A 20,332-nucleotide genomic window follows, 5' to 3' on the forward strand; every position below is an offset into this window, starting at 1 on the left:
CATGGGTATATGTGCTACTTGTAATCACTCATCTCGAGGCCGTAGTGTTTCAGCTTGCGCCATAGCGTGGTTCTGCTGATCTGAAGGTCGTCGCACATCTTGCTGATCGTTCCACGGCAGAGGATGGCAGAGCGGATAATTGTATTTCGCTCTGCATCTGCCAGATTATTGGAAGATTGCGGCTGCGCATTGTCGGTGACTTGTACCGTTGCTAGCAGGATGCTGTCGGGCAGATCGCCGGCCTCAATGAGCGTGCCTTGGGCAAAGTTGGCGGCTCGTTCGATAACATTGCGAAGTTCACGGTGGTTACCGGGCCAGCGGTAGTTCTCCAGATACGACATGGCGTCCGGACCGGCATGTAAAGGGTGTTTTTTCTCGGCCGTGAGAAGCATGAGGTTTCTTTCCACCAGCGCCGCCACATCTTCCCGACGTTCTCTGAGTGGCGGGACCGGAATATCAAACGTCTGGAGTTCCAAGAGTAATTGGGCGCGGAAATGTTTTTCCGTGACAGCCTGGGCGAGATCGATGGTCGACGAGGCAATAATACGGACGTCGATCGACACAATATTGCCGTTCATCCGGTTGAGCAGACCGGTCTTTAGCAAGTGAAGCAGGGCGGCCTGTACCTCGGCAGACAGGCACTCCACCTGATCGAGAAACAGGGTACCGCCGTGGGCCAGTTCGAATTTCGATGCCGCGGCACTGTCTCCTTCCTGTATGGCGCCCAAAAACTCCGTGGCCATCAGTTCCTTGGGGATAGCCTGACAGTTGATGGCGATAAATGGCTGATCCTGCCTGTCGCTGGCGTTGTGAATGGCCTGGGCAAGATGGCTTTTCCCTAGCCCATCCTCGCCGTGAAGCAGAACGGGGCCGCGCCCTCTGGCCGCATGGCGAGCCTGGCGTATTGTCCGTTGCATGGCGTCAGATACTCCGATGATATCGTCGAATGTCAGCCTTGCGCGGTTGCCGGCGTGGTGATGGATCAGATCTCGAATATGTTTGAGCGGGTAGAGCAGGGCAATGTAGCAGTGGGTTTCATTCTGATCATTTTTGACAATTTTGAGCGATACCACCAGGGGGATCAGCTTGCCCTTGCACTCGATGGTGGTTTCAACCATATCAACCCCTTTGCCGCGCCTGATGGCTTGCTGGATGCTCTGCGGCAGTGTCATCACGGTGCTGATATCCCTGCCTGACTCCCCGGCACCCAGCCCTAGCAACTCGCGTCCCTTGCGGTTCAGGTAATGGATTTTTCCGTTGGGGTACCAGGCCAGCACACCTTCTGCCACACCTTCCAGCAGAACATGTACCTCGGACAGGTGCTGGTTTGATTCCGTCAGCATATTGTCGGCGCGCATCTGGCTGGCAATGTCGCGGGCGGCAGAGTGGATCAGACCCAGAGCAGACACACTTGCTTTCTCGGCCGGCAACACCAGGGCAATACAGCCCTGCGCCGAGCCGTTACCGTCAAACACCGGGGCGGCATAGACGGCAAAGTCGTGCAGTGCCTGCTTGAAATGTTCATAGCCGATGGTCTGAGTGGCCTTGGCAAGGTGCCTGGCACTGGAGACCGCGTTGTTGCCGATAATACCTTCCCGCCAGTAACTACCCTCCTGAATCCCGAGCTCATGGAGTTTATGCTGCATATCGTCAGTCGCACAGCTGTAGAGGGTACAGCCGGTTTCGTCGCAGATCAGCAAGGCGCAGCTGTCGTTTTCCAGGTATTCGTAAATATCTTCTATCGCCGGTACGGCAACATTCATCAAAGCTGCTTTGCTTTTCAGAATCGAATCGAAGGTGACCCCCTTGGCACGGTGAGGCCTTGGCCAGTGATCATGGCGTTGCTGGCGGCGGCATCGTGCCCAGACCTGCTGTAAATGCGGATCAATATCGGGAAGGCTGGCCTCGACAGACGGCTGTGAGACAAATGCGTGCCAAATGGCCTTGGTCAATGCTTGGCGAGGGTGCATAGAAAATATAGCGACTGATTCATTGTGTCTGCATTGTAGCGTTATGCTCGGCAAAAGAATGATGCCCGGATTGGAAAACGATGGATTCAAGGGCGGAAAAACGGGTGTTCGTCTGTTTCCTGTTTAGTGATATCAGTTAGTTATCACCGCACTATACTTAAAAAACAACTACCAATCAGGCTGGGGGTACGGTGGCGCAGGTACTCCTTTTTTCAGGCAGGGACCATGAAAACAACATTGATCATCGGCATGATATTGCTGGCCGGCCTGATGGCCGGGGTTTGGTATAAGGAACAGGGACGCAGCCAGGGGCCTTCGGCATCGCGAGGTGGCGGTACGCCGAGTGTTGTGGTGGCGGTGGTGAGCCGCCAGAGTGTCCGGCGCGAAGTCGAGGCGCTGGGGACGATAAAGTCCCGTGAGTCGGTGGTCCTGTCGGCAAAGGTTACCGAGAAAGTTGAGCAGGTTCACTTTCGTGACGGTCAACTGGTGAGTGCCGGTGATTTGCTGATCACCCTGAGATCGGGGGAGCAGAAGGCCAAGGTGCGTGCTGCCAAGGCCAACCTGAAAGAGCAGCAGCGCGAGTATAAACGGATTGAAGGGCTGGTCAGGAGCAATACGATTGCCAGCTCCGAGCTGGATAAGCTCTATACCGATATCGAGATCGCCCGCGCGGTGCTGGCGCAGAATCAGGCTGAGCTGGATGCCCGATTTATTCAGGCCCCGTTTGCCGGGGTGCTGGGGTTTCGCCAGATCAGCCCCGGAGCGCTGTTAACACCCGGAACGGTGATCACGACACTCGATGATCTGGCCAAGGTGAAGCTTGATTTTACGGTTCCGGAGCAGTTTATCGGTCAACTGCGGCTGGGATCGGACATCGAGGGACAGGTTGCTGCGTTTCCCAAGCGCCAGTTTGCCGGTCGCGTAACGGGCATCGACAGCCGGGTTAACCCGCTGACGCGGGCGATTGTCGTGCGGGCCGAAATTAACAACCCTGATTTAATGCTCCGCCCCGGAATGCTCATGACCCTGAGTCTGATTGTCGAGAAGAGACTGGGGCTGGTGGTGCCGGAAGAGGCCTTGGTGCCCCGTCAACGTCATAATTATGTATTTGTCGTCAACAGTGACAATGTCGTTGAACAGCGCCAGGTTGATATCGGCTTTCGCAGCCGGGGGGAAGCCGAGATTCTCGGGGGCGTGGCAGAGGGCGAGCAAATTATCACCCGGGGCATCCAGCGGGTGAGGCCGGGCCAGGTTGTCGAGCCCCGCACCAGCGAGCGGTTTAGCTACCAGGAGGCGGGCTGATGTTGCTGACGGATATATCGGTCAAACGGCCGGTGTTTGGCTCGGTGATCAGCCTGTTGCTGATCACCTTCGGCCTGGTGGCCTATGACAAGCTGCCGCTGCGCGAGTACCCCAATATCGATCCGCCTATTGTTACTGTCTCGACCAACTATCGCGGGGCGTCGGCAGCGATTGTCGAAACCAGTATTACCCAGCTGGTGGAAGACAGGATCTCCGGCCTGGAAGGGATCCGAAATATCAGCTCGCAAAGCCGCGACGGTCGATCGACGGTCACCCTGGAGTTTGGAATTGGTCGCGATATCGATGCGGCGGCCAATGACGTCCGGGATCGGATCTCGGGGATCCTGAACAATCTGCCGGAAGAGGCCGAGCCGCCGGAAGTACAAAAAGCGGCGGGGAGCTCGGAAGTGATCATGTGGCTGAATCTTGTTTCCGACCGGATGGGAACCCTGGAGCTGACCGACTACGCCCGGCGCTACCTTGTCGATCGCTTCTCAGTGATCGACGGTGTGGCCAATATCCGGATTGGCGGCGGCAAGGAATATGCCTTGCGGATCTGGCTCGACCGGCAGAAGCTGGCGGCCAGAGGCTTGACCGTGGCAGACATCGAAGATGCCCTGAGGGCCGATAATGTCGAGCTGCCGGCAGGTTCCCTTGAATCGCAGAGCCGGCAGTTTTCTATCCGTACCCAGCGCAGTTTCGTGGCGCCGGAAGACTTTGCCAAGTTGGTGGTAGGGGCCGGGTCTGATGGTTACCTGATCCGTCTCGGTGACGTCGCGCGGGTTGATCTGGCCGCCGAAGAGGAGCGTATCACCTTTCGCGGTAACACCCAGGACATGATCGGGCTGGGGATAAACCGGCAATCGACCGCGAATACCCTGCAGGTGGCCAAGGCTGTCAATGAACTGGTCGACAGGCTCAATCCTACCCTGCCCGAGGGGATGGAAATCAAGCGATCCTATGATTCATCGGTATTTATCCAGGCCTCGATAGACGAAGTGTATAAAACCCTGTGTATTGCCCTGTTGCTGGTGGTCTTGGTGATTTATCTCTTCCTCGGCAGCGTCCGTGCGATGCTGATCCCCGCGCTGACTTTGCCGGTGTCATTGATCGGTAGCTTTATCGTGCTGTATGCATTGGGTTTTACCATCAATCTTTTGACCTTGCTGGCACTGATTTTGGCTATCGGCATCGTCGTCGATGATGCGATTGTGATGCTGGAGAATATTCATCGTCGGATCGAGTTGGGAGAACCGCCGCTTAAAGCCGCATTTCTGGGGGCCCGTCAGGTGAGTTTTGCGATTATTGCGACAACGGCGGTTCTTGTATCGGTATTTTTGCCAGTGGGCTTTTTGGAAGGCGATCTGGGCAAGCTGTTTCGCGAGTTCTCGATAGCTATCAGTACTGCCGTGATTTTGTCGTCGCTGGTTGCCCTGACGCTGAGCCCGATGATGGGGTCCAAGATCATGCGAAAGGTCGAGCATGAACCTTGGCTGGTGAGGAAGGTTGGCCGTATATTGGCTGCAGTCACCGCCTTTTATCGCCAGGTCTTAGATAGCTGGCTCAAGCGTCCCTATCTGATTGCCGGGGTCATGGTGCTGGCCTTGGCCGGCAGTGGCTGGCTGGCGAGTCGGATCCCGTCGGAGTTTGCCCCGAGGGAAGATCGGGGAGCGATGTTTATCATCATCAACGGCCCGCAGGGAGCGAGCTACGAGTTCATGCAGCCGTACATGAATGAGATTGAGCACCGGTTAATGCCTCTGGTGGCATCCGGCGAAATCAAGCGCCTGCTGGTACGTGCCCCGCGAGGATGGGGGCGGATTGAGGATTTTTCCAACGGCTTTGCCATTGTCGTGCTTGAAGACTGGGCCAAGCGGCGCTCGGCCTCGGCTATTATTGGTGACATTCGCCGTCGTCTGTCTGACTTGGCCGGAGTTCGGGCTTTTCCGGTGATGCGACAGCCGTTCGGGCGAGGGGTCGGCAAACCGGTGCAGTTTGTTTTGGGGGGCGGCAGTTATGAAGAGCTGGCTCAGTGGCGGGATATCTTGCTCGATGAAGTCGCCGTCAATTCGCGGCTGACCGGTGTGGATCATGATTACAAGGAAACCAAGCCCCAGTTGCGGATCCTGATAGATCGTGACCGGGCCGGGGATCTCGGGGTGTCGCTGCGAGAAATTGGCCAGACCCTGGAGTCGATGCTTGGCTCGCGACTGGTGACGACCTACAAGTGGCGTGGCGAAGAGTATGACGTGGTGATTGAGGGACAGCGCGAAAGACAAAATACGGCGGCGGATCTCAGTAATTTGTATGTACGCTCTGATCGCAGTGATGAGCTGATCCCGCTCTCCAGTCTGATCACCGTAACTGAATTTGCCAGTGCCCCCCAGCTTAACCGCTATAACCGGGTAAGAGCGATCACCATTGAGGCCAATCTGACAGAAGGCTATACCCTGGGAGAAGGGCTGGCATACCTGAATGATCTGGTCCGGCAATACCTGCCAGCCGATGCGGTTGTAAACTACAAAGGTGCGTCGCAGGATTATCAGGATTCCAGCACCTCGGTACTGTTTGTGTTTGCCCTGGCGTTGGTGGTGGTTTTTCTGGTGTTGGCAGCACAGTTTGAAAGCTATATTCACCCGTTGGTGATCATGCTGACGGTGCCACTGGCCACATTCGGGGCATTGCTGGGGTTATATTTTACCGATCAAAGCCTGAACATATATTCCCAGATCGGAATTATCATGCTGATCGGGCTGGCGGCGAAAAACGGCATCTTGATTGTTGAGTTCGCCAATCAGCTGCGCGATCAGGGGACGACGTTTGAACAGGCTATTGTAGAGGCCTCTGCGGCTCGGTTACGGCCGATTCTGATGACGGCGATCACCACGGCTGCCGGCGCTGTTCCCTTGATCCTGGCTTCTGGTGCGGGAGCTGAAACGCGTTTGGTGATTGGTATCGTGGTATTGACAGGAATACTGGTTGCGACCTTTTTTACCTTGCTGGTGATCCCCGTTGTCTATAGTTTGCTGGCGCGGCATACCAGCAGCCCAGAGTTTGTGGCACGTGAGCTGGAACAACAATTGGCTGAAGATAATACTGTTGAGTTTAGAAAACAGGGTAAACCCGATAATAGAATATCAATACAGTGATTAAATTCACTAAACCCCATCGGTTGTTGTTGAGCTCTGCTTTGCTGAGCTGTCTCTGGGGTGTTGTTTGGAACAATGTTTAAACTATGCATTTTACTATCCATCGCCTTCAGTTCAGGTTAGTACCAATCAAAGTGTGGATATAGTATCGATAGTGAATATGACAGCCAGATGAAGCTTGGGAGAGGTCAAATCAGTAATGTTGGCAGGTAAGATCTTCGGCCTGTATTACCTGGTGTGGTTGATAAACTATCGTAACCATAAAACCGAATGGTTGTTTGCTTATTGCATTGTGTAAGCTCAGAACATCTTCACATCATTCACCTGCTGTTAATGTTTAATCATTACTTATTACATCCTAAGAATAGTCGTGAGTTGCTTTAATATAAGGTGCTAAATGAGTGGTGGGGCTACTTGGTAAAATATTAAGATTCTTGCTTTTCGTTAATGCTTTTCTTCATCAATTTAATATTTTTATTATGCACCTTTGGGTATATGTCCGGGTCACAAAACGTGATATTTGTTCCAAATATTAACGACAATTTATAAAAAAAGGATTAAAACAGTCATATACAAGTGGAAAAGGAGCGGGCTGTGGTGAGAGAGACTCTGTTGCTGTGAATTATCAGTACAAGCAGGAAAGTGACTGTCTAATTGTGAGTCAATATGGTTTTAGTTTGAACTGAATATAGGGCTGGAGTTATTAATATTCTTCAACAAGTCAGGCAATAAGCGAGAGAGAATTTGAATGTAAATAAGGCAATACGTTTTAGTTTGTCAAATTTAACGATTTAATCTGGATAGGTGATACCATATCGGTATAAAATCATTTTATAAGGTTTAATTATAACCTTCTATGAAATCGTTGTGTACTTAGAGAAATGTACATAAAACGAAAGACTTCTTTATCATCGTATTTTATTGGTGAGAATGTACTCTGTTTTTACGGCATAACAATATGAGTGTTGATTAATATAATTATGTATTTCAATAAGATAATAGTGCCTATTTCAATTTAGTAGCGTCTTTACTGAGTACTTAATGGTTACGCTCTCAGTAATAATAATGAAGTTCAAACAAGCTCAAGGAGAGCCAATTGTTATTATCCATATATACAACTTAGAGTTTCTTTTTGTATAAGTTGAGCCAGGAATGCAGTGATGGAAAAAAAGCCTCAAGAACCTTCTGAAATACAAGGTATTAGGAAGGTTAAAGCTGTTGAAAAAACAAATATTTCAGAAAATAAGACAAGAAGTACCACCAGCGAGATACTTAAATCGCGGCAGTCAACTGTTTATTTGAATATCAATAACAAGAAAGTTGAATTTAGATTGGTAGAGATAGCACCGGATGAGGTGATAACAAAAACGACTGTTACTGAGGAAAACCAGCGAGATCAACGTTTTGTTAATGAGCTGTCGGTGAGGGAGCTTACAGCAAAAATCCGAGAAAAAGGTCAGGTTTACCCTGCCATTGGCCAGGCGGGGCCTCAGGGTAAGATCGAAATCATTGATGGCTCGCAGAGAAGGATGGCCTGCCACTTGGCCGGGAAGTCCTTTTCTGTGTATGTCTGCAAGGGAAACATTGATCACACGACAGCTTCTCAGCTTTCAAATGATACGAACTTGTTTAAGCCACTGTCGCTTATCGAGCGAGGAATGGAGTGGAAAAAGTTATTACAAAACAAAAAATATAAGAATGCATCGGCCTTGGCGAAGGAGAATGGAATAAACGTTGCGACAGTCAGTATCGGTTTAAAGGCAGCGGCGTTACCTTTATGGTTAATTAATCTTATTCCGAGTCCTTCGGATTTAGGTAAAGACTTAATTTCTAAACTAGACAAGTCGATACGGCCATTAACTCAACTTCAACTGAGTGCGAAGAAGGAAGATTGTGAAAATGCAATTCGATTCCTTGAGAATGAAATTGCAGAATCGTCCAGTGCGCAATCAGCAAATTCGTTAGTGATAAATGCTTTAATAGAGGTTTTCTCTGTGGGAAATGATAATAACACCACGGGACAAAAGTATAGAAAGTTAGAGAATGGTTCTTTAGTAAAAGCCAGTGTTAAAGCCGGCCGTATTCAAATTGATATTAAAAATGCCTCTAAGGGTTGCATCGACGACTTGACCGATGTGCTGAACCGGCATGGAATGAATTTGTTTAATTAGATTTATGGGGTAAATTTTTTTACCCCATAACCTGTAAAAATTATGCACCTTCAACTGTAAGCATCGAGGCCATTTAATGTACTCTTAAATGACCTGCTCCATAGTCAGAAGTCGAACCCGTGTTGACATCGCATTCAGGGCGATATTGTGGATCATTTCATCGACGGTGGTACAACAGTCGGTCAGTACTGAGACGGTGTAATTATCTGCCTGCCTTGAGATGGCTGTGTGGGTGACGCAGTTCTGAGTCATCATTCCGCATAGTAGTAGTTCATTAATATCCTTCTCGGCCAGTACCTGTGCCAGATTGGTCTGCTCGAAACTATCGGCGAACCTTTTGGTAACAATGGTGGCTGCTGGGGCGGCTGCCGTTATCTCCGGGTGGATTGCTGCGCCTTCGGTCCCTTCGTTAAAAAATGGCGCAATAACGCTGTCGCTGCTGGCAATATGCTGGACAATAATGACAGGTATATCCTGCTGCTTGGCGCGCCTGATAGCCTTTCTGATATTTGCCAGTGTTAACTCTGTGTTCCACAGCGGATATTTACCTTCCGGGAAATAATCGTTTTGTGGATCAATAATAATAAGGGCCTTGCCGGCGTGCTGAGTCATGGTGTGCTCCCGTGAATGCTCGTTGTGAATCACAGCTGTGCTGTGCAGTGACAAGGCACAGTATGACAATACCGGTTTGAGACGATGAGTGGCATATTTGACTTATTAGGGGGCAAAACTGACAAATTGTGTTTGCTTAGGGTTATAAAAAAGTGGTGATTGAATAATGAGCTTGTGTCTTTACAAAAAAGCGCGCTTCACAATAGGTATATGGCGGGAAGTGCAGGGAAGGTTGGGCTGATAATTCTTCCGTAATCTGTCAGCCCGTTTTAATTTACGGAACTTAAAGGGTTAGTCTTCCTTGAGGGTGAATCCTACTTTAATGGTGACTTGCCAGTGGTCGACCTGGCCGTTTTCTATGTTGCCCCGGATATCGCAGACTTCAAACCAGCGCATGTTGCTGAGGCTATTGTTGGCTTTGGTCAGAGCCGAGTTGACGGCATCTTCGACGCTGTTCGGAGACGAGCCTACCAGCTCGATCATTTTGTATATATGGTCGGACATCACTTACCCCTTGTGGACGTGTTGCAGCGCGATGCTGAAACTGTGGTAAGTAAAAATTAGCTGATGATCTTCATAAATTCCGCTTCGGTGGCGTAATCATGCTTTTCGGCCCGGTCGAGAAAGACGATCCCGTTGAGATGATCCAGTTCGTGCTGGAAGATCCGGGCAATAAAACCTTCCATGTGACTTTTTACCTCGTGACCGTCGATGGTGGTATATCGCACCTCGATTTTTTTGTGGCGGCTGACTTTGGCTCGCATGCCGGGAATGCTCAGGCAACCTTCCCAGTCTTTTTCCGTCTCTTTGCTTGACCAGATCAGTTCGGGGTTGAGCATTAGCGTTGGCTCCATGTGCGGTGCATTGGGGTATCGAGGATTAGGACTCGATGCAACGATAAATGCCCGGACAGACTCGCTGACCTGCGGGGCCGCAATGCCGACGCCATTGTGTTCCAGCATCTTTTTTTCCAACGCGGCAAAGAACGGTGCATATTTCTTAAGCTGGCCGGGGGTCAGCGGTGTCGCCAACTGGCGTAGGATGGGGTTGCCAAGCTGAGCTATTTCGAGTGGGTAGGTGACAGACATAATAGGATTCCTGATGCAAGAGCCTTGCTATAAGCGTACGTGTAATTGCGAGCGATAGGAACGGTTTCTTTGCTGTCATATTGCAAGTAGTAAGCTTGTTTTTCTTCTTGCGTTAGGTTATTTAATGAGGAAGATTGAGCTTAAAACTGCTTGTGTATTCATGGGTATTGGGGGGATGAAGGTGCGTATTGAAATTGTAGTTGCAGCGTTGTTGTTCTCTTTCGCTGTGCAGGCAGAAGAGCGAGAATTGGGCGAGATTTTTGTTGATAAGGCAGCCTCTGAGCAAAAGCTAGAGTTTATTGGTGGGGGTGACAGACCTGTCAGCAATATGATGGTCGATAAGAGCAGTGTGTATCAGGACAGAAACCAAGTTGATCCGACTGAGTTTGGGGCCGGTTTGAAATTTAATGCCACCGAGGATTTTAGTATTTCGGTAGAGGCGGGCGGCGAGGTGATCGATCAGCAGGCCCTTGAGGTTGACAGCGGCTCTGTGGTGTTTGAGCTGAGCTACTAGCGGTTTGGCAGCAGGGATAGTTTTCCACTCTATACAATGGTATTACGGCTAGGTAGTATGCCCTCCATGATTGGAGATTATTGAGTTTACTCAGAAAATGACGCCACAAGAAAAACAGCAAAGTGCTGAGTTATTAATACAGCGTTACGCGCCTGTCGCCGACGGTATCGCGTTATTGTTTTCGGATTATGTCGAGGTCATCATCCATGATCTGGCAACCCAGAGCGTGGCCTATATCGCCAATAATATCTCCAAGCGTAAAATTGGCGATCCTTCTGCACTTGACGATGTTAATTTTGACCAGACAGAATCCGTGATAGGCCCTTACGAGAAACTCAACTGGGACGGGCAGAAGATTTGCTCAACCAGTGTGGTACTACGTAATGATGCCAATTCCCCTATCGGAATGCTGTGTATTAATATGAATACCACGCCGATCGAATCCGCCCGGGCTGTATTGGATCTGCTTTTGCCGGCAAAGAATCTGATCCCCCAGCCAGAAAAACTGTTTAATGATGACTGGCAGGAAAAAATCAACAGCTTTATCCATGACTGGCTAGCCAGCCACCACCTGTCGCTCTCGGTAATTTCAAGAAAAGATAAGCGTCAACTGGTCGAAGCCCTGTATGAGCAAGGGGCGTTTAACGGCAAAAATTCGGCAGACTATATTGCCAATGTGCTTAGCATGGGGCGGGCTACTGTTTTTAATTATCTGCGGGAAATAAAGAACAAGAGTTAGTACCGATCAAGACAGGGGCAATGTCACATTGCCCCTTCAGCCTGTCAGCCTTGCAGCTCAGCAAGGTATTCCGATACTTTTGCCAACCCGGTCTCTAGCACTTGCGGATTATTGGCATAGCCGATACGTACATAACCTTCCATATCCAGCACACTGCCGGGCGTAAACATAACTCCTTTTGCTTCAAGCAGCCCTACGCAGAAATCACGTGATGACATGTCCAGATCATACTTCAGCAATGCTGTGGTGCCTGACTTGGGCCTGATGTAGGAAATCAACGGCTCCTTGGCTACCCAGGCATCCAGCATCTCCCGGTTGGTATTGCAGATATGGCGATTACGCTCAAGGATAGCGTCGCGGCACTCCAGGGCGATAGAGGCAAAGTGATCATCAAGCATGCCGACGCTGATGGTATTGTAGTCACGGTGAATACAGACCGCCTTGATCACTTCAAGCGGCCCGGCTAGCCAGCCAAGTCGCAACCCGGCCAGAGAAAATGTTTTCGACATACTGCTGGTGCCGATCCCTTTTTCATAAAGATCGGCCACAGAAGCGGTGAAACCGTTACCCTCTTCGTCTGTGCCGCGATAGACCTCGTCACAAAGCAGGTAGGCACCGCAGGAGCGAGCAATGTCAACCACCTGCTCCAGGAAAGCTTCATCCATCAATGCGCCCGTCGGGTTGTTCGGGTTATTGATCGCTATCAGCCGGGTGCCTTCTGTTGCCAGTTGTCGCAGCTCGTCCAGATCAGGTAAAAATTGGTTTTCTTCTTTTAGCTTAACAATGTGAACATCAGCCCCGTAGCTTTCCGGGATAGAGTAGTGCTGTTGGTAGGTCGGCAAGACGGCGATTACCCGATCTCCCGGGGAAACCAGGGCTTCGTGTACCAGGGCGTTGGCTCCGATAGCGCCGTGGGTGATCAAGATATTGTCGCGCTTCTGTTTCTGATAGAGCGAGATGATGTTGTCACGCAGCCGATCAGAGCCTTCAATGGCGCCGTAAGTCAGCTTCATCGGCAATAGTTCATCTAATATCGTGTCACGCTTGCCTGACATCTCCAGCAGTTGTTCGACGGTGAGTGACTCAACACAGGTTTCGGCCAGATTATATCGACAAGTATTTTCATAGTCGTTCATCCAGATCTCGACACCAAACTCTTTGATTTTCATGGTCTATCCTTATCAATTAATTCAAATACAGCGTTTTTATTCTGTGTTTACCGAAGTTGCTGGGTCGCCAGTTTCCAGATCCCGTAGGCCATTGCGACATCTTCCAGTCCCAACCCGATTGAACGGAAAAAGACCGGCTTATCATAATCGGGGAGCGGACAGGTTTGTGCAACCAGGCTTGCCAGATCGCCCTTGATCTGCGATCTATCCCAACCGTGCTGGCTTGCTGCAAGACACATTTCACCGGCACTGTCAGGCGTTGTCTGTTGGTAATCGCAATACACGTCGGCCTGACTGAGTAGCTCTGGCGGTACCTCATGGGCATTGGCTGCATTGGTACTGATTGAGGTGATAACAGCCGATGGTTTGATGTCAGTCAGTGAAATAACCGGCTGGGCAGAAGAAGTACAAAGCATGATCACATCGGCTTCTTTCGTACAGTGGCTCGTATCTGTTGCGATCTGAATCCGGGGATCGATACTCATTATTTCACCGCGGCGCGCCGGGTTATCGGCCAGCTCTGGTGCATACAGGCTGATTGTTTGCCAGCGGCGTAATTGCAGTACGTGGCGAAGGTGCGCCAGGCCAACGTTACCGGCTCCGATCAGCGCCAAGTGGCTGCTGTTTTCAGGTGCCAGGTAGTCAATGGCCAGCGCTGTGGTACCAGCGGTGCGCTCCACGGTTAGCTGGCTTGAATCGCACCACAGCAAAGGCTGGCCGGTTTGCATCGACATCAGGCTGGTCCAGGCGGTAATAATCGGCTGTTGCTCGGTGATCAGGTAAGGGGATAGTTTTGCGCCGAATACTGCTTCTTTGGCCATGGCGCCCAGATAGGTGATGAAGTCACCTGCATTATTGGGAAGCAGGGCTAACGTTTGTGGCGGCTGGACTGCCGTATTGTCACTTAACGCCAGGAACAGGGACTTCATGAGCCCCTGAACATCGAGTTGCGGCAACAGGTCGCGAACTTCTTCATCACAAAGAATCAATGGCTTAGCTATGTTATTGGCAATCTCAGTAGGGTGGCTTTGCATGATTTTTCTCGTTTGTCTTTATTGAAACATAACGCATTTATACCACAAAGTACAAATTGTACTGAATAGTATAATTTATACTTTATAGATTTTTTGAGATCCAGATACCTTTTGAAGCCTGCTTCAGACAAAAACAGAGCTGGCTGGTAAGCGGACGGGCTAGTGTTATCTGATGGCTTTGCGAGCAGTGAGGGTGCTGTTGGCTTGTAAGGCTAGCGTTTGCTTTGCACGCGCTAAAAAGTGTCAGTGAGCGGGATAAAAGGTGAACCAGGCCGGCTCAGCGGCACGACCTGGTTTTGTACGGCGTAAATTTAGTTACTTGGCCTATAGGCTTTTTAGCGCCTCCTTGATAGCCGCATCAAGCTGGCTGTCTTTGCCTGAGGCAATCTCTGACGGACGGTTAAATACGGCGACATCGGGCTGAAGCTCGAGGTTTTCATACAGGTTTCCGTCGAGAGTACGCAGCGGCTGGTACGGGAACATATAGCCGATACCCTGATAGACTTGAGACTCTAACCCCATTACCGTTGTGCCGGTGCCTGGTACCGGCTCCCCGACAATCGGGCCTACCTTCAGATCCTGGTAATACTGGCTAAAGGCCGATGCTTCCGAATACGAGCCGGAATTTGCTATTACCACGGAAGGTTTCAGCCAGCTGCGACGACTGGCATCTGACGTCGGTTGGCCGATATGGGGCACAATGTCAGCCGCTTTGCGTGCGGTGAGAAACTCAATCAGGGTATCTGCCAGGAAGCCGCCGCCGTTGAAGCGGACGTCGACGATCAGGGCATCAGCATTTCTCAGTCGGCCCAGTGCCTCCGATCTCAGGTGCAGGAAGGACGCATTGCTCATATCTGGCAGATAGACATAACCCACCTTATCGCTGGTTTGCTGGCTGACATAATTCCGGCGTGCGATCTCCCAGCGTTTCATGATCAGCGAGTAGGCCTCGTCGCTATCTATCGGAGTGATGCGTTGCTGCCAGGTATTATCATTGCCGCGCTGCAAAGTCAGAGCAACGGGTTGATCGGCTTTGTTGTTCAGTGCATCGGCCAGATCCGCCAGAGTCTTGACCGGCCTGTTGTTGAGCGCGACAACTCGATCACCGGGCTGAATACCATAAGCGTCGTTGTCCGCCGGGCCGCCCGGAAGAATACCGTGAATGGTAAGACCTTCACGCTGGGCTTCTTTGCCTTTATTCCCCTTGCCAGAGGTGAGGGAAGCCGGGGCGACATGCTGGTCGAAGATCAGCCCGAGCTCTGCTGTCGCATCTTCGCGCATGGTATTTGCAGGCATGGCATAGGCACCGGTGTGAGAGGCATTCAGCTCTCCGCTCAGTTCTTTGAGCACATTTACGAAGTCACGGTCATTGTTGATGTGCGGCAAAAAGCGCTGATAGTGCTCGCTGTAGAAGGCCCAGTCGATATTGCCCATGTCTGGTCGGTAGTACATCTCTTGTGTCTGGCGGACAAACTGCTGGTAGGCGGCCAGTTTCCTCGGTGCCTCCTGGTAATCAACAGGCAGATCGATAGGTAAGCTGACTGAATCGCCCGTTGCTGTATCGACCTCAAACACTTCGCCGTCAGCCAGCAGATAGACAAAGCTCTGGTCTGCGGTGATGTAGACATCGCTTGCCATTGGGAGATCGGTAAACACAGTATGTGACTCCGCAGTACGGACGTTATACAGGAAGCCGCGAGTGGTCTCGTCACCGGAAGGAGAAGCCATCAGGTCGATGACCAACAGGTGATCCCCCAGCAAGTGCGTTTCCAGTACCTGGCTGGAAAATGGCAGGTGGAAGGCATCCCGATATTCGAGGTTACTGGCCGAGAACGGATAGTGCTCGGTCTCTTCGGGCAGCTCACGGTCATCCTTGAAGTCTTGCATGGCTGTGTTGTTGGTAAAAATGCCGGTGACCGTTTCGTCCCAGTCTTCACCATCGGCAGTTTTCAGGCCGAATTTTGAGGTTGTCCAAGTCAGTATGCGGTTGTCCTGGCTCCACTTGGGCTTGCCATTGTAGAAGCCGCTTTGCGATACATTGACCGGCGCCTTATTCCCTTCTGCATCGACAACATAGATTTGTTCTACGTAGGGACGAGGCGAGAGGTGAACGGCCAGCTGGGTCGAGTCGGGCGACCACACAAACTCCAGGCGGTTCGATTCGCTGACCATCTCGGCGGCAATCAGCTCTTTGCCGGTACCCGGTCTAGCGTTGGTTTGTGTATCGGCATCATCGGGGGCAGTAAGGAGCGATGGCCCGGCTTCGAAGTCGGCCGATTGCGGGTTATTGCCGTCGTAGTTGTCGAGATCGATGACATGCAGGGCCCGGCCGTCGATGACAAAGGCAAGCTTGCGACCGTCTGGTGAATAAACCGGCTGTGAAATATCGTGTCCCGTCATGACAAGAAAAGGTTGCTCCTCAACCATCGCGGTGCTGGACAACATTTCTTCTTCGCTGAACGAGCGAGCCAGATACAGCCCCCAATGACCGTTGCGCATTGCTGAGTACAGCACACCATAGCCGTCAGGAGTGAAGACCATCTGCTTTTCTTCCGTGGCGGTATGGGTTAGTCGTTTGACCTTTTCGTTCCGCGTATTCATGGCGTAGATGTCGCCATAGCTGCTAAAGAGTATTTCTTCGGCATCAAAGACAGAAGGCATAAACCGGGTTGCATCATTGCTATAGAAGAACTGACTTGGGGCGGCGGCGAAATTGCGGATGTTGATGGCCAGCTTTTGTGGTTCCGCCTGGTTTTTTGCTAGCCGGTACAATTCCCCGTTGTAGGAAAACGCCAGATCATCATTGGCTGATACCGACAGGTGACGGACAGGGTGATCGACCAGGGTGGTGATTGGTATTTCTTTGCCTGTGGCCAATTCATAAAACCAGACATTAAAGCTGCCGCTGCGCTCACTCAGGAAGTAGAAACCGCTGTTGTCACTGTTCCAGAGCGGTTGCTGGGCGGCAATTCTATTTTCAGTTAGCTGACGGTGTTTCCCTGTCTTAGCATCAAATAGCCAGATAGTAGGGACAGCAAAAGAGTTCTGGTGCTTTCTAAATTGCTGATCCTTGTGCGGAGAATTATAGAGCAGCTGTGTTTTCCCGGCGTTCCACACCGCATGCTTGGCCGGGATCGGCATCAGAGCCTGAGCGACTTTATTGTTGATATTTACACGGTACAGCTGGTTACCGCAGGTGCCGAACGAGTACAGCGGCAAGCTGTAAAAATCCTGCTGTTCTGCCGTTAGACGTGTGGTGTTGAACAGCACGGACTTTCCATTATCGGAAAAGGCGGTAGGAATGTCGTTGGCAGAATGGGTGGTGAGGCGGGTCATCTCTCCGCTTTGTAATGACACAGTGAAGACATCATCGTTACCGTACGGGTTGGCAGCAAAAGCCAGTGTTTTATTATCTGGTGACCATACCAGGGCATGCGGGTAGAACTCGCCACTGGTGATGGCCCGCGCATTGCCACCATCGCTGGACGCAAGATAGATACGGCTTTGGTAGGTGAACGCCAACTGCTTGCCATCCGGTGAGATAGCCGTATTTCGTAACCAGAGCGGGGCTTGATTCTGTGGCTCGGCAGGGGAAGGGGAGTCGGCAGCCAGGGCCGGTGACAATGAACTGGCAATAAGGGCGGCGAGCAATGAGCAGCGCGCGAATGGTCTCATGACTGGATCCTTGTTTGTCGCAATAAAGATAGCAAGTGACGTTCAAGTGTTATTGGTTTTGGTTAATACTGAACGTTGTTCATATATATCACGAATGACCGATCATTCAACATTTGAATTGTGTATATATTTGTCATGAAGGGTTGGTGCAGAGAAAGGCCGGCGTAGTGCCGGCCAAAAGAGATGAACGGATGAATCGGCCTGCTACTTAGCTTCGGCTTTTTCCGCTTTGAGTTTATTGCATTCGGTAACAGGGATCGCAGTCGTACTTATCATCTTACCGTCTTGCATGCAGATAATGTGAGGGACGGTAACTCTGCTACCTCCTCCCATTTCGGCAAAGGCTAAGCCAGAAAAGACAATGCAACAAAGTAATGCGATAACTTTTTTCATGTGTTTCCTCCGCGCTTGTAGACCTAATTAGTCAAAGATTGACCAGTTCGAAATTTAAACGTAGCAGTGATTTGCATGTAGTGTTGTCGCAGGGATGTTCCATCACGCTATGGTTAATAGGCTAAACAATGGGCTCGAGAACTATGATATGCCACTGTGGCTTAAGCGGGGCTGAATCTATTGGCAATACGGATTTACAATGTAAAGCGCAACGGGCGAATCTCTGTTGGTTGAAAATGTGACTGCGCTTGCGGGCTATCTAGATTGCATTATCATTGGCTATGAGACAATACATTAAAATGATCAAGAACTTACATTTATAGGGATACAAATGACAGCATCAGCCTATCTTGAATCACTGAACCAGCGTTATTTATCTTTGCACCGGGCCAAAGAAGATTTCTTCTGGGAAACTTACATGGGAACGAGTGATGACCATGAGGGTTCTGCCCGGGCAGAAACGCAGTGGGCGGCATTTTTGAGTACTCCTGCCCGGATCACCGAGCTGAAAGAGCAGATAGCGGCAGCCGAGTTGCTTGCCGATTCTGACGAGAAAACGCAAACCTTGGTTGGACTCGAAGGCTGGCTGAATATGTTTCAGGCTCATGCGCTGGAGTCAGAGCAGGCGCAGGCGCTAAAAGCCAAGCTGATTAAGTTCGAGGCGGATTTGTTTGAGAAAAAACAAAACCATGTGATGAACTATGTGGATGAGAACGGCAATCAGGCGGAAGGATCACTCCCTGTACTTGCGGCCAATATTCGTACCAGCAGTGATGAAGAGGTTCGTCGCTCATCGCATCAGGCCTTGCTTGATTTGGAGCAGTGGCTGCTTGGAAACGGCTTTTTGGATCTGGTAAAACTGCGTAACGAGTTCGCCCGGTCATTGGGTTATGACAACTTTTTTGATTACTCGGTGGTCAAAACCGAACAGATGACGACGGCAGAGTTATTCGCGATTCTGGAGGATTTTGAAGCCCGGACCCGAGATAGTCATTTGCGCAGCTTGCGTCAGCTGGCTGATGCCAAGGGTGAGCAAGCCTTGTTCGGCTATAACTTTGTGTTCTCGTTCTCGGGAGATGCGATGCGGGATTTGGATCCCTATGTGCCGTTCTCTCAGTCGCTGCGACGCTGGGTCGAGTCGTTCGGTCGTTTGAATATCGATTATTCGGGCGCTGAGCTGACGTTGGACCTCCTTGATCGCAAGGGTAAATATCAAAATGGCTTCTGTCATGGTCCGGTACCGTCATTTTATGATCAGGGATGCTGGGTTCCCGCCAAGGTCAATTTCACCAGCAATGCCAAGCCGGATCAGGTTGGTAGCGGGTATGACGGTATCAACACCTTGTTCCATGAAGGCGGGCACGCTGCGCATTTCTCCAATGTGAAGATGAATGCACCGTGTTTTTCGCAGGAGTTCGCGCCGACCTCAATGGCCTATGCCGAGACTCAGTCGATGTTCTGCGATAGCCTGCTTGGTGATGCCGACTGGCTGAAGCAGTATGCGCTGGACGCCGATGGCAATGCCGTCCCGGACGCCGTGATCAAGTCAATGATTGACAGCAAGCAGCCCTTCAGAGCATACGGTGAGAGAAGTATTCTGGTGGTACCTTACTTTGAGCGGGCCCTGTATCGTTTGAGCGATGACGAACTGACAGCTGAGGCGGTGACCGAACTGGCCAGAACAACCGAGCAACAGATCCTTGGTCTGGCGTGCAGCCCGCGCCCGCTGATGGCGATCCCACACCTGTTGTCGGATGAGGCGGCCTGTGCCTACCAAGGTTACCTGCTGGCGAATATGGCGGTTTATCAGACAAGGGCTTATTTTTCCGAGAAGTTTGGGTATTTAACCGATAATCCGCAGATCGGACCGCAACTGGCGAAACACTACTGGCACGGCGGAAACAGTGTCAATCATAACGCGACCATTCTGAGCCTGACGGGAGAGGGGTTCAACGCCAAATACCTTGCTGATGAATGCAACCTGTCTGCCGAACAGGCATGGGAAGCAGAACTGCAGAAAATAGCAGCGCTGAAAAGCAGAACCCGTGCTGAGGTTGCCCCGCTGAATGCCACGATCCGTATTGTTGATGGTGCCGCTCAGCTTGCTTCTAACGAGAGTTCTGACAGCGAAATGTGCGACACGTTCGAGCAATATATAGTGTCGACTTACGGCCGCTAGCCAAGCGGTTAACGTATTACAGGCCATATCAGGCTATAGAGGATCAGTCAGCCCTATATGTGCTGGCTGATCTTGTCCCTTCAAGAGCATTCTTACGGCTATATTTTCTGTTTTCATTCAGTACGGTGCTCACGAGATCTCCCCCCTTTGTTATTTCCTCATTAAGCTCTCTGGTGATTAAAATCTATCAGCAAACTTTCAAAAAAAGTGACACGCAAGTATAAAGATGCTAAATAGACTCTACGGCTGAAATAATATTCCGGGTTATCCATATTCTAAAAACATCATGCCAGCAAGTGCATATAGATGGATTATTTATCACTCCTGGATTTCGCCG

At 50.7% G+C, this 20,332-nt stretch carries 14 protein-coding genes; 6 read left to right on the forward strand and 8 right to left on the reverse strand.

The annotated features are described in order from the left end of the window. Nucleotides 1-14: 14 nt before the first annotated feature. A complete protein-coding gene (dhaR, locus tag L4D19_RS03145; protein WP_428451152.1) occupies nt 15-1,970 on the reverse strand; it encodes a dihydroxyacetone kinase operon transcriptional regulator DhaR in 1,956 nt (651 codons plus the stop codon). Nucleotides 1,971-2,195: 225 nt separating this feature from the next. Here dhaR and L4D19_RS03150 point away from each other — a divergent pair, with 225 nt between their 5' ends. The 3 genes from L4D19_RS03150 (at nt 2,196) to L4D19_RS03160 (ending at nt 8,592) form a co-directional block, all read left to right on the forward strand. After that, nucleotides 2,196-3,272: an efflux RND transporter periplasmic adaptor subunit gene (locus L4D19_RS03150; RefSeq protein WP_428451153.1), complete on the forward strand. Its 1,077-nt coding sequence runs from the start codon at nt 2,196-2,198 to the stop codon at nt 3,270-3,272. Then, the gene (locus L4D19_RS03155; RefSeq protein WP_428451154.1) at nt 3,272-6,421 is read left to right on the forward strand and encodes an efflux RND transporter permease subunit; all 3,150 of its coding nucleotides are present in this window, start codon (nt 3,272-3,274) and stop codon (nt 6,419-6,421) included. The genes L4D19_RS03150 and L4D19_RS03155 overlap by 1 nt, the downstream gene beginning before the upstream one ends. A 1,160-nt stretch (nt 6,422-7,581) precedes the next feature. Further along, a complete protein-coding gene (locus L4D19_RS03160; protein WP_428451155.1) occupies nt 7,582-8,592 on the forward strand; it encodes a ParB/RepB/Spo0J family partition protein in 1,011 nt (336 codons plus the stop codon). Between the two features lie 84 nt (nt 8,593-8,676). Here L4D19_RS03160 and L4D19_RS03165 read toward each other — a convergent pair whose 3' ends face one another. From L4D19_RS03165 to def, 3 genes are all read right to left on the reverse strand, one after another. Continuing rightward, nucleotides 8,677-9,204, reverse strand: coding sequence for a cysteine hydrolase family protein (locus L4D19_RS03165; protein WP_428451156.1), 528 nt, complete (start codon nt 9,202-9,204; stop codon nt 8,677-8,679). A gap of 291 nt (nt 9,205-9,495) precedes the next feature. Then, nucleotides 9,496-9,708 carry a dodecin gene (locus L4D19_RS03170; protein ID WP_428451157.1) on the reverse strand — a complete coding sequence of 71 codons (213 nt, stop codon included), beginning with the start codon at nt 9,706-9,708 and terminating at the stop codon, nt 9,496-9,498. Nucleotides 9,709-9,764: 56 nt separating this feature from the next. Next, nucleotides 9,765-10,292, reverse strand: coding sequence for a peptide deformylase (gene def / locus L4D19_RS03175; protein ID WP_428451158.1), 528 nt, complete (start codon nt 10,290-10,292; stop codon nt 9,765-9,767). A gap of 124 nt (nt 10,293-10,416) precedes the next feature. Here def and L4D19_RS03180 point away from each other — a divergent pair, with 124 nt between their 5' ends. Together L4D19_RS03180 and L4D19_RS03185 are read left to right on the forward strand one after the other, a co-directional pair. Further along, a complete protein-coding gene (locus tag L4D19_RS03180; protein WP_428451159.1) occupies nt 10,417-10,806 on the forward strand; it encodes a hypothetical protein in 390 nt (129 codons plus the stop codon). A 97-nt stretch (nt 10,807-10,903) separates the two neighbouring features. Continuing rightward, entirely contained in the window at nt 10,904-11,545 is a 642-nt protein-coding gene (locus tag L4D19_RS03185) for a helix-turn-helix transcriptional regulator (protein WP_428451160.1), read from the forward strand. Nucleotides 11,546-11,589: 44 nt separating this feature from the next. On the opposite strand, the gene L4D19_RS03190 is transcribed toward L4D19_RS03185, so the two are convergent. The 4 genes from L4D19_RS03190 to L4D19_RS03205 all read right to left on the reverse strand — a co-directional run bounded on the left by L4D19_RS03190 (nt 11,590) and on the right by L4D19_RS03205 (nt 17,816). Further along, nucleotides 11,590-12,714, reverse strand: a complete 1,125-nt coding sequence (locus L4D19_RS03190; protein ID WP_428451161.1) for an aminotransferase — start codon at nt 12,712-12,714, stop codon at nt 11,590-11,592. Between the two features lie 47 nt (nt 12,715-12,761). Continuing rightward, on the reverse strand, nt 12,762-13,748 hold the full coding sequence (locus L4D19_RS03195) for an ornithine cyclodeaminase family protein (protein ID WP_428451162.1): 987 nt from the start codon (nt 13,746-13,748) through the stop codon (nt 12,762-12,764). A 324-nt stretch (nt 13,749-14,072) separates the two neighbouring features. Next, nucleotides 14,073-17,423 carry a S41 family peptidase gene (locus L4D19_RS03200; RefSeq protein ID WP_428451163.1) on the reverse strand — a complete coding sequence of 1,117 codons (3,351 nt, stop codon included), beginning with the start codon at nt 17,421-17,423 and terminating at the stop codon, nt 14,073-14,075. A gap of 204 nt (nt 17,424-17,627) precedes the next feature. After that, entirely contained in the window at nt 17,628-17,816 is a 189-nt protein-coding gene (locus L4D19_RS03205; RefSeq protein ID WP_075764608.1) for a hypothetical protein, read from the reverse strand. A gap of 331 nt (nt 17,817-18,147) precedes the next feature. On the opposite strand from L4D19_RS03205, the gene L4D19_RS03210 reads away from it, so the two are divergent. Continuing rightward, entirely contained in the window at nt 18,148-19,995 is a 1,848-nt protein-coding gene (locus tag L4D19_RS03210; RefSeq protein WP_428451164.1) for a M3 family metallopeptidase, read from the forward strand. Nucleotides 19,996-20,332: the final 337 nt, after the last annotated feature.

The sequence above is a fragment of the Photobacterium kasasachensis genome (assembly GCF_050336885.1).
GTDB classification, from domain to species: domain Bacteria; phylum Pseudomonadota; class Gammaproteobacteria; order Enterobacterales; family Vibrionaceae; genus Photobacterium; species Photobacterium kasasachensis.

Excerpts from the sequence above, each read along its gene's own strand:
- L4D19_RS03200 (WP_428451163.1), bottom strand. The coding sequence starts at position 17,423 with ATGAGACCATTCGCGCGCTGCTCATTGCTCGCCGCCCTTATTGCCAGT.
- L4D19_RS03185 (WP_428451160.1), top strand. The coding sequence starts at position 10,904 with ATGACGCCACAAGAAAAACAGCAAAGTGCTGAGTTATTAATACAGCGT.
- L4D19_RS03165 (WP_428451156.1), bottom strand. The coding sequence starts at position 9,204 with ATGACTCAGCACGCCGGCAAGGCCCTTATTATTATTGATCCACAAAAC.
- L4D19_RS03180 (WP_428451159.1), top strand. The coding sequence starts at position 10,417 with ATGAGGAAGATTGAGCTTAAAACTGCTTGTGTATTCATGGGTATTGGG.
- def (WP_428451158.1), bottom strand. The coding sequence starts at position 10,292 with ATGTCTGTCACCTACCCACTCGAAATAGCTCAGCTTGGCAACCCCATC.
- L4D19_RS03210 (WP_428451164.1), top strand. The coding sequence starts at position 18,148 with ATGACAGCATCAGCCTATCTTGAATCACTGAACCAGCGTTATTTATCT.
- L4D19_RS03195 (WP_428451162.1), bottom strand. The coding sequence starts at position 13,748 with ATGCAAAGCCACCCTACTGAGATTGCCAATAACATAGCTAAGCCATTG.
- L4D19_RS03190 (WP_428451161.1), bottom strand. The coding sequence starts at position 12,714 with ATGAAAATCAAAGAGTTTGGTGTCGAGATCTGGATGAACGACTATGAA.
- L4D19_RS03170 (WP_428451157.1), bottom strand. The coding sequence starts at position 9,708 with ATGTCCGACCATATATACAAAATGATCGAGCTGGTAGGCTCGTCTCCG.
- L4D19_RS03155 (WP_428451154.1), top strand. The coding sequence starts at position 3,272 with ATGTTGCTGACGGATATATCGGTCAAACGGCCGGTGTTTGGCTCGGTG.
- L4D19_RS03205 (WP_075764608.1), bottom strand. The coding sequence starts at position 17,816 with ATGAAAAAAGTTATCGCATTACTTTGTTGCATTGTCTTTTCTGGCTTA.
- L4D19_RS03160 (WP_428451155.1), top strand. The coding sequence starts at position 7,582 with ATGGAAAAAAAGCCTCAAGAACCTTCTGAAATACAAGGTATTAGGAAG.
- L4D19_RS03150 (WP_428451153.1), top strand. The coding sequence starts at position 2,196 with ATGAAAACAACATTGATCATCGGCATGATATTGCTGGCCGGCCTGATG.
- dhaR (WP_428451152.1), bottom strand. The coding sequence starts at position 1,970 with ATGCACCCTCGCCAAGCATTGACCAAGGCCATTTGGCACGCATTTGTC.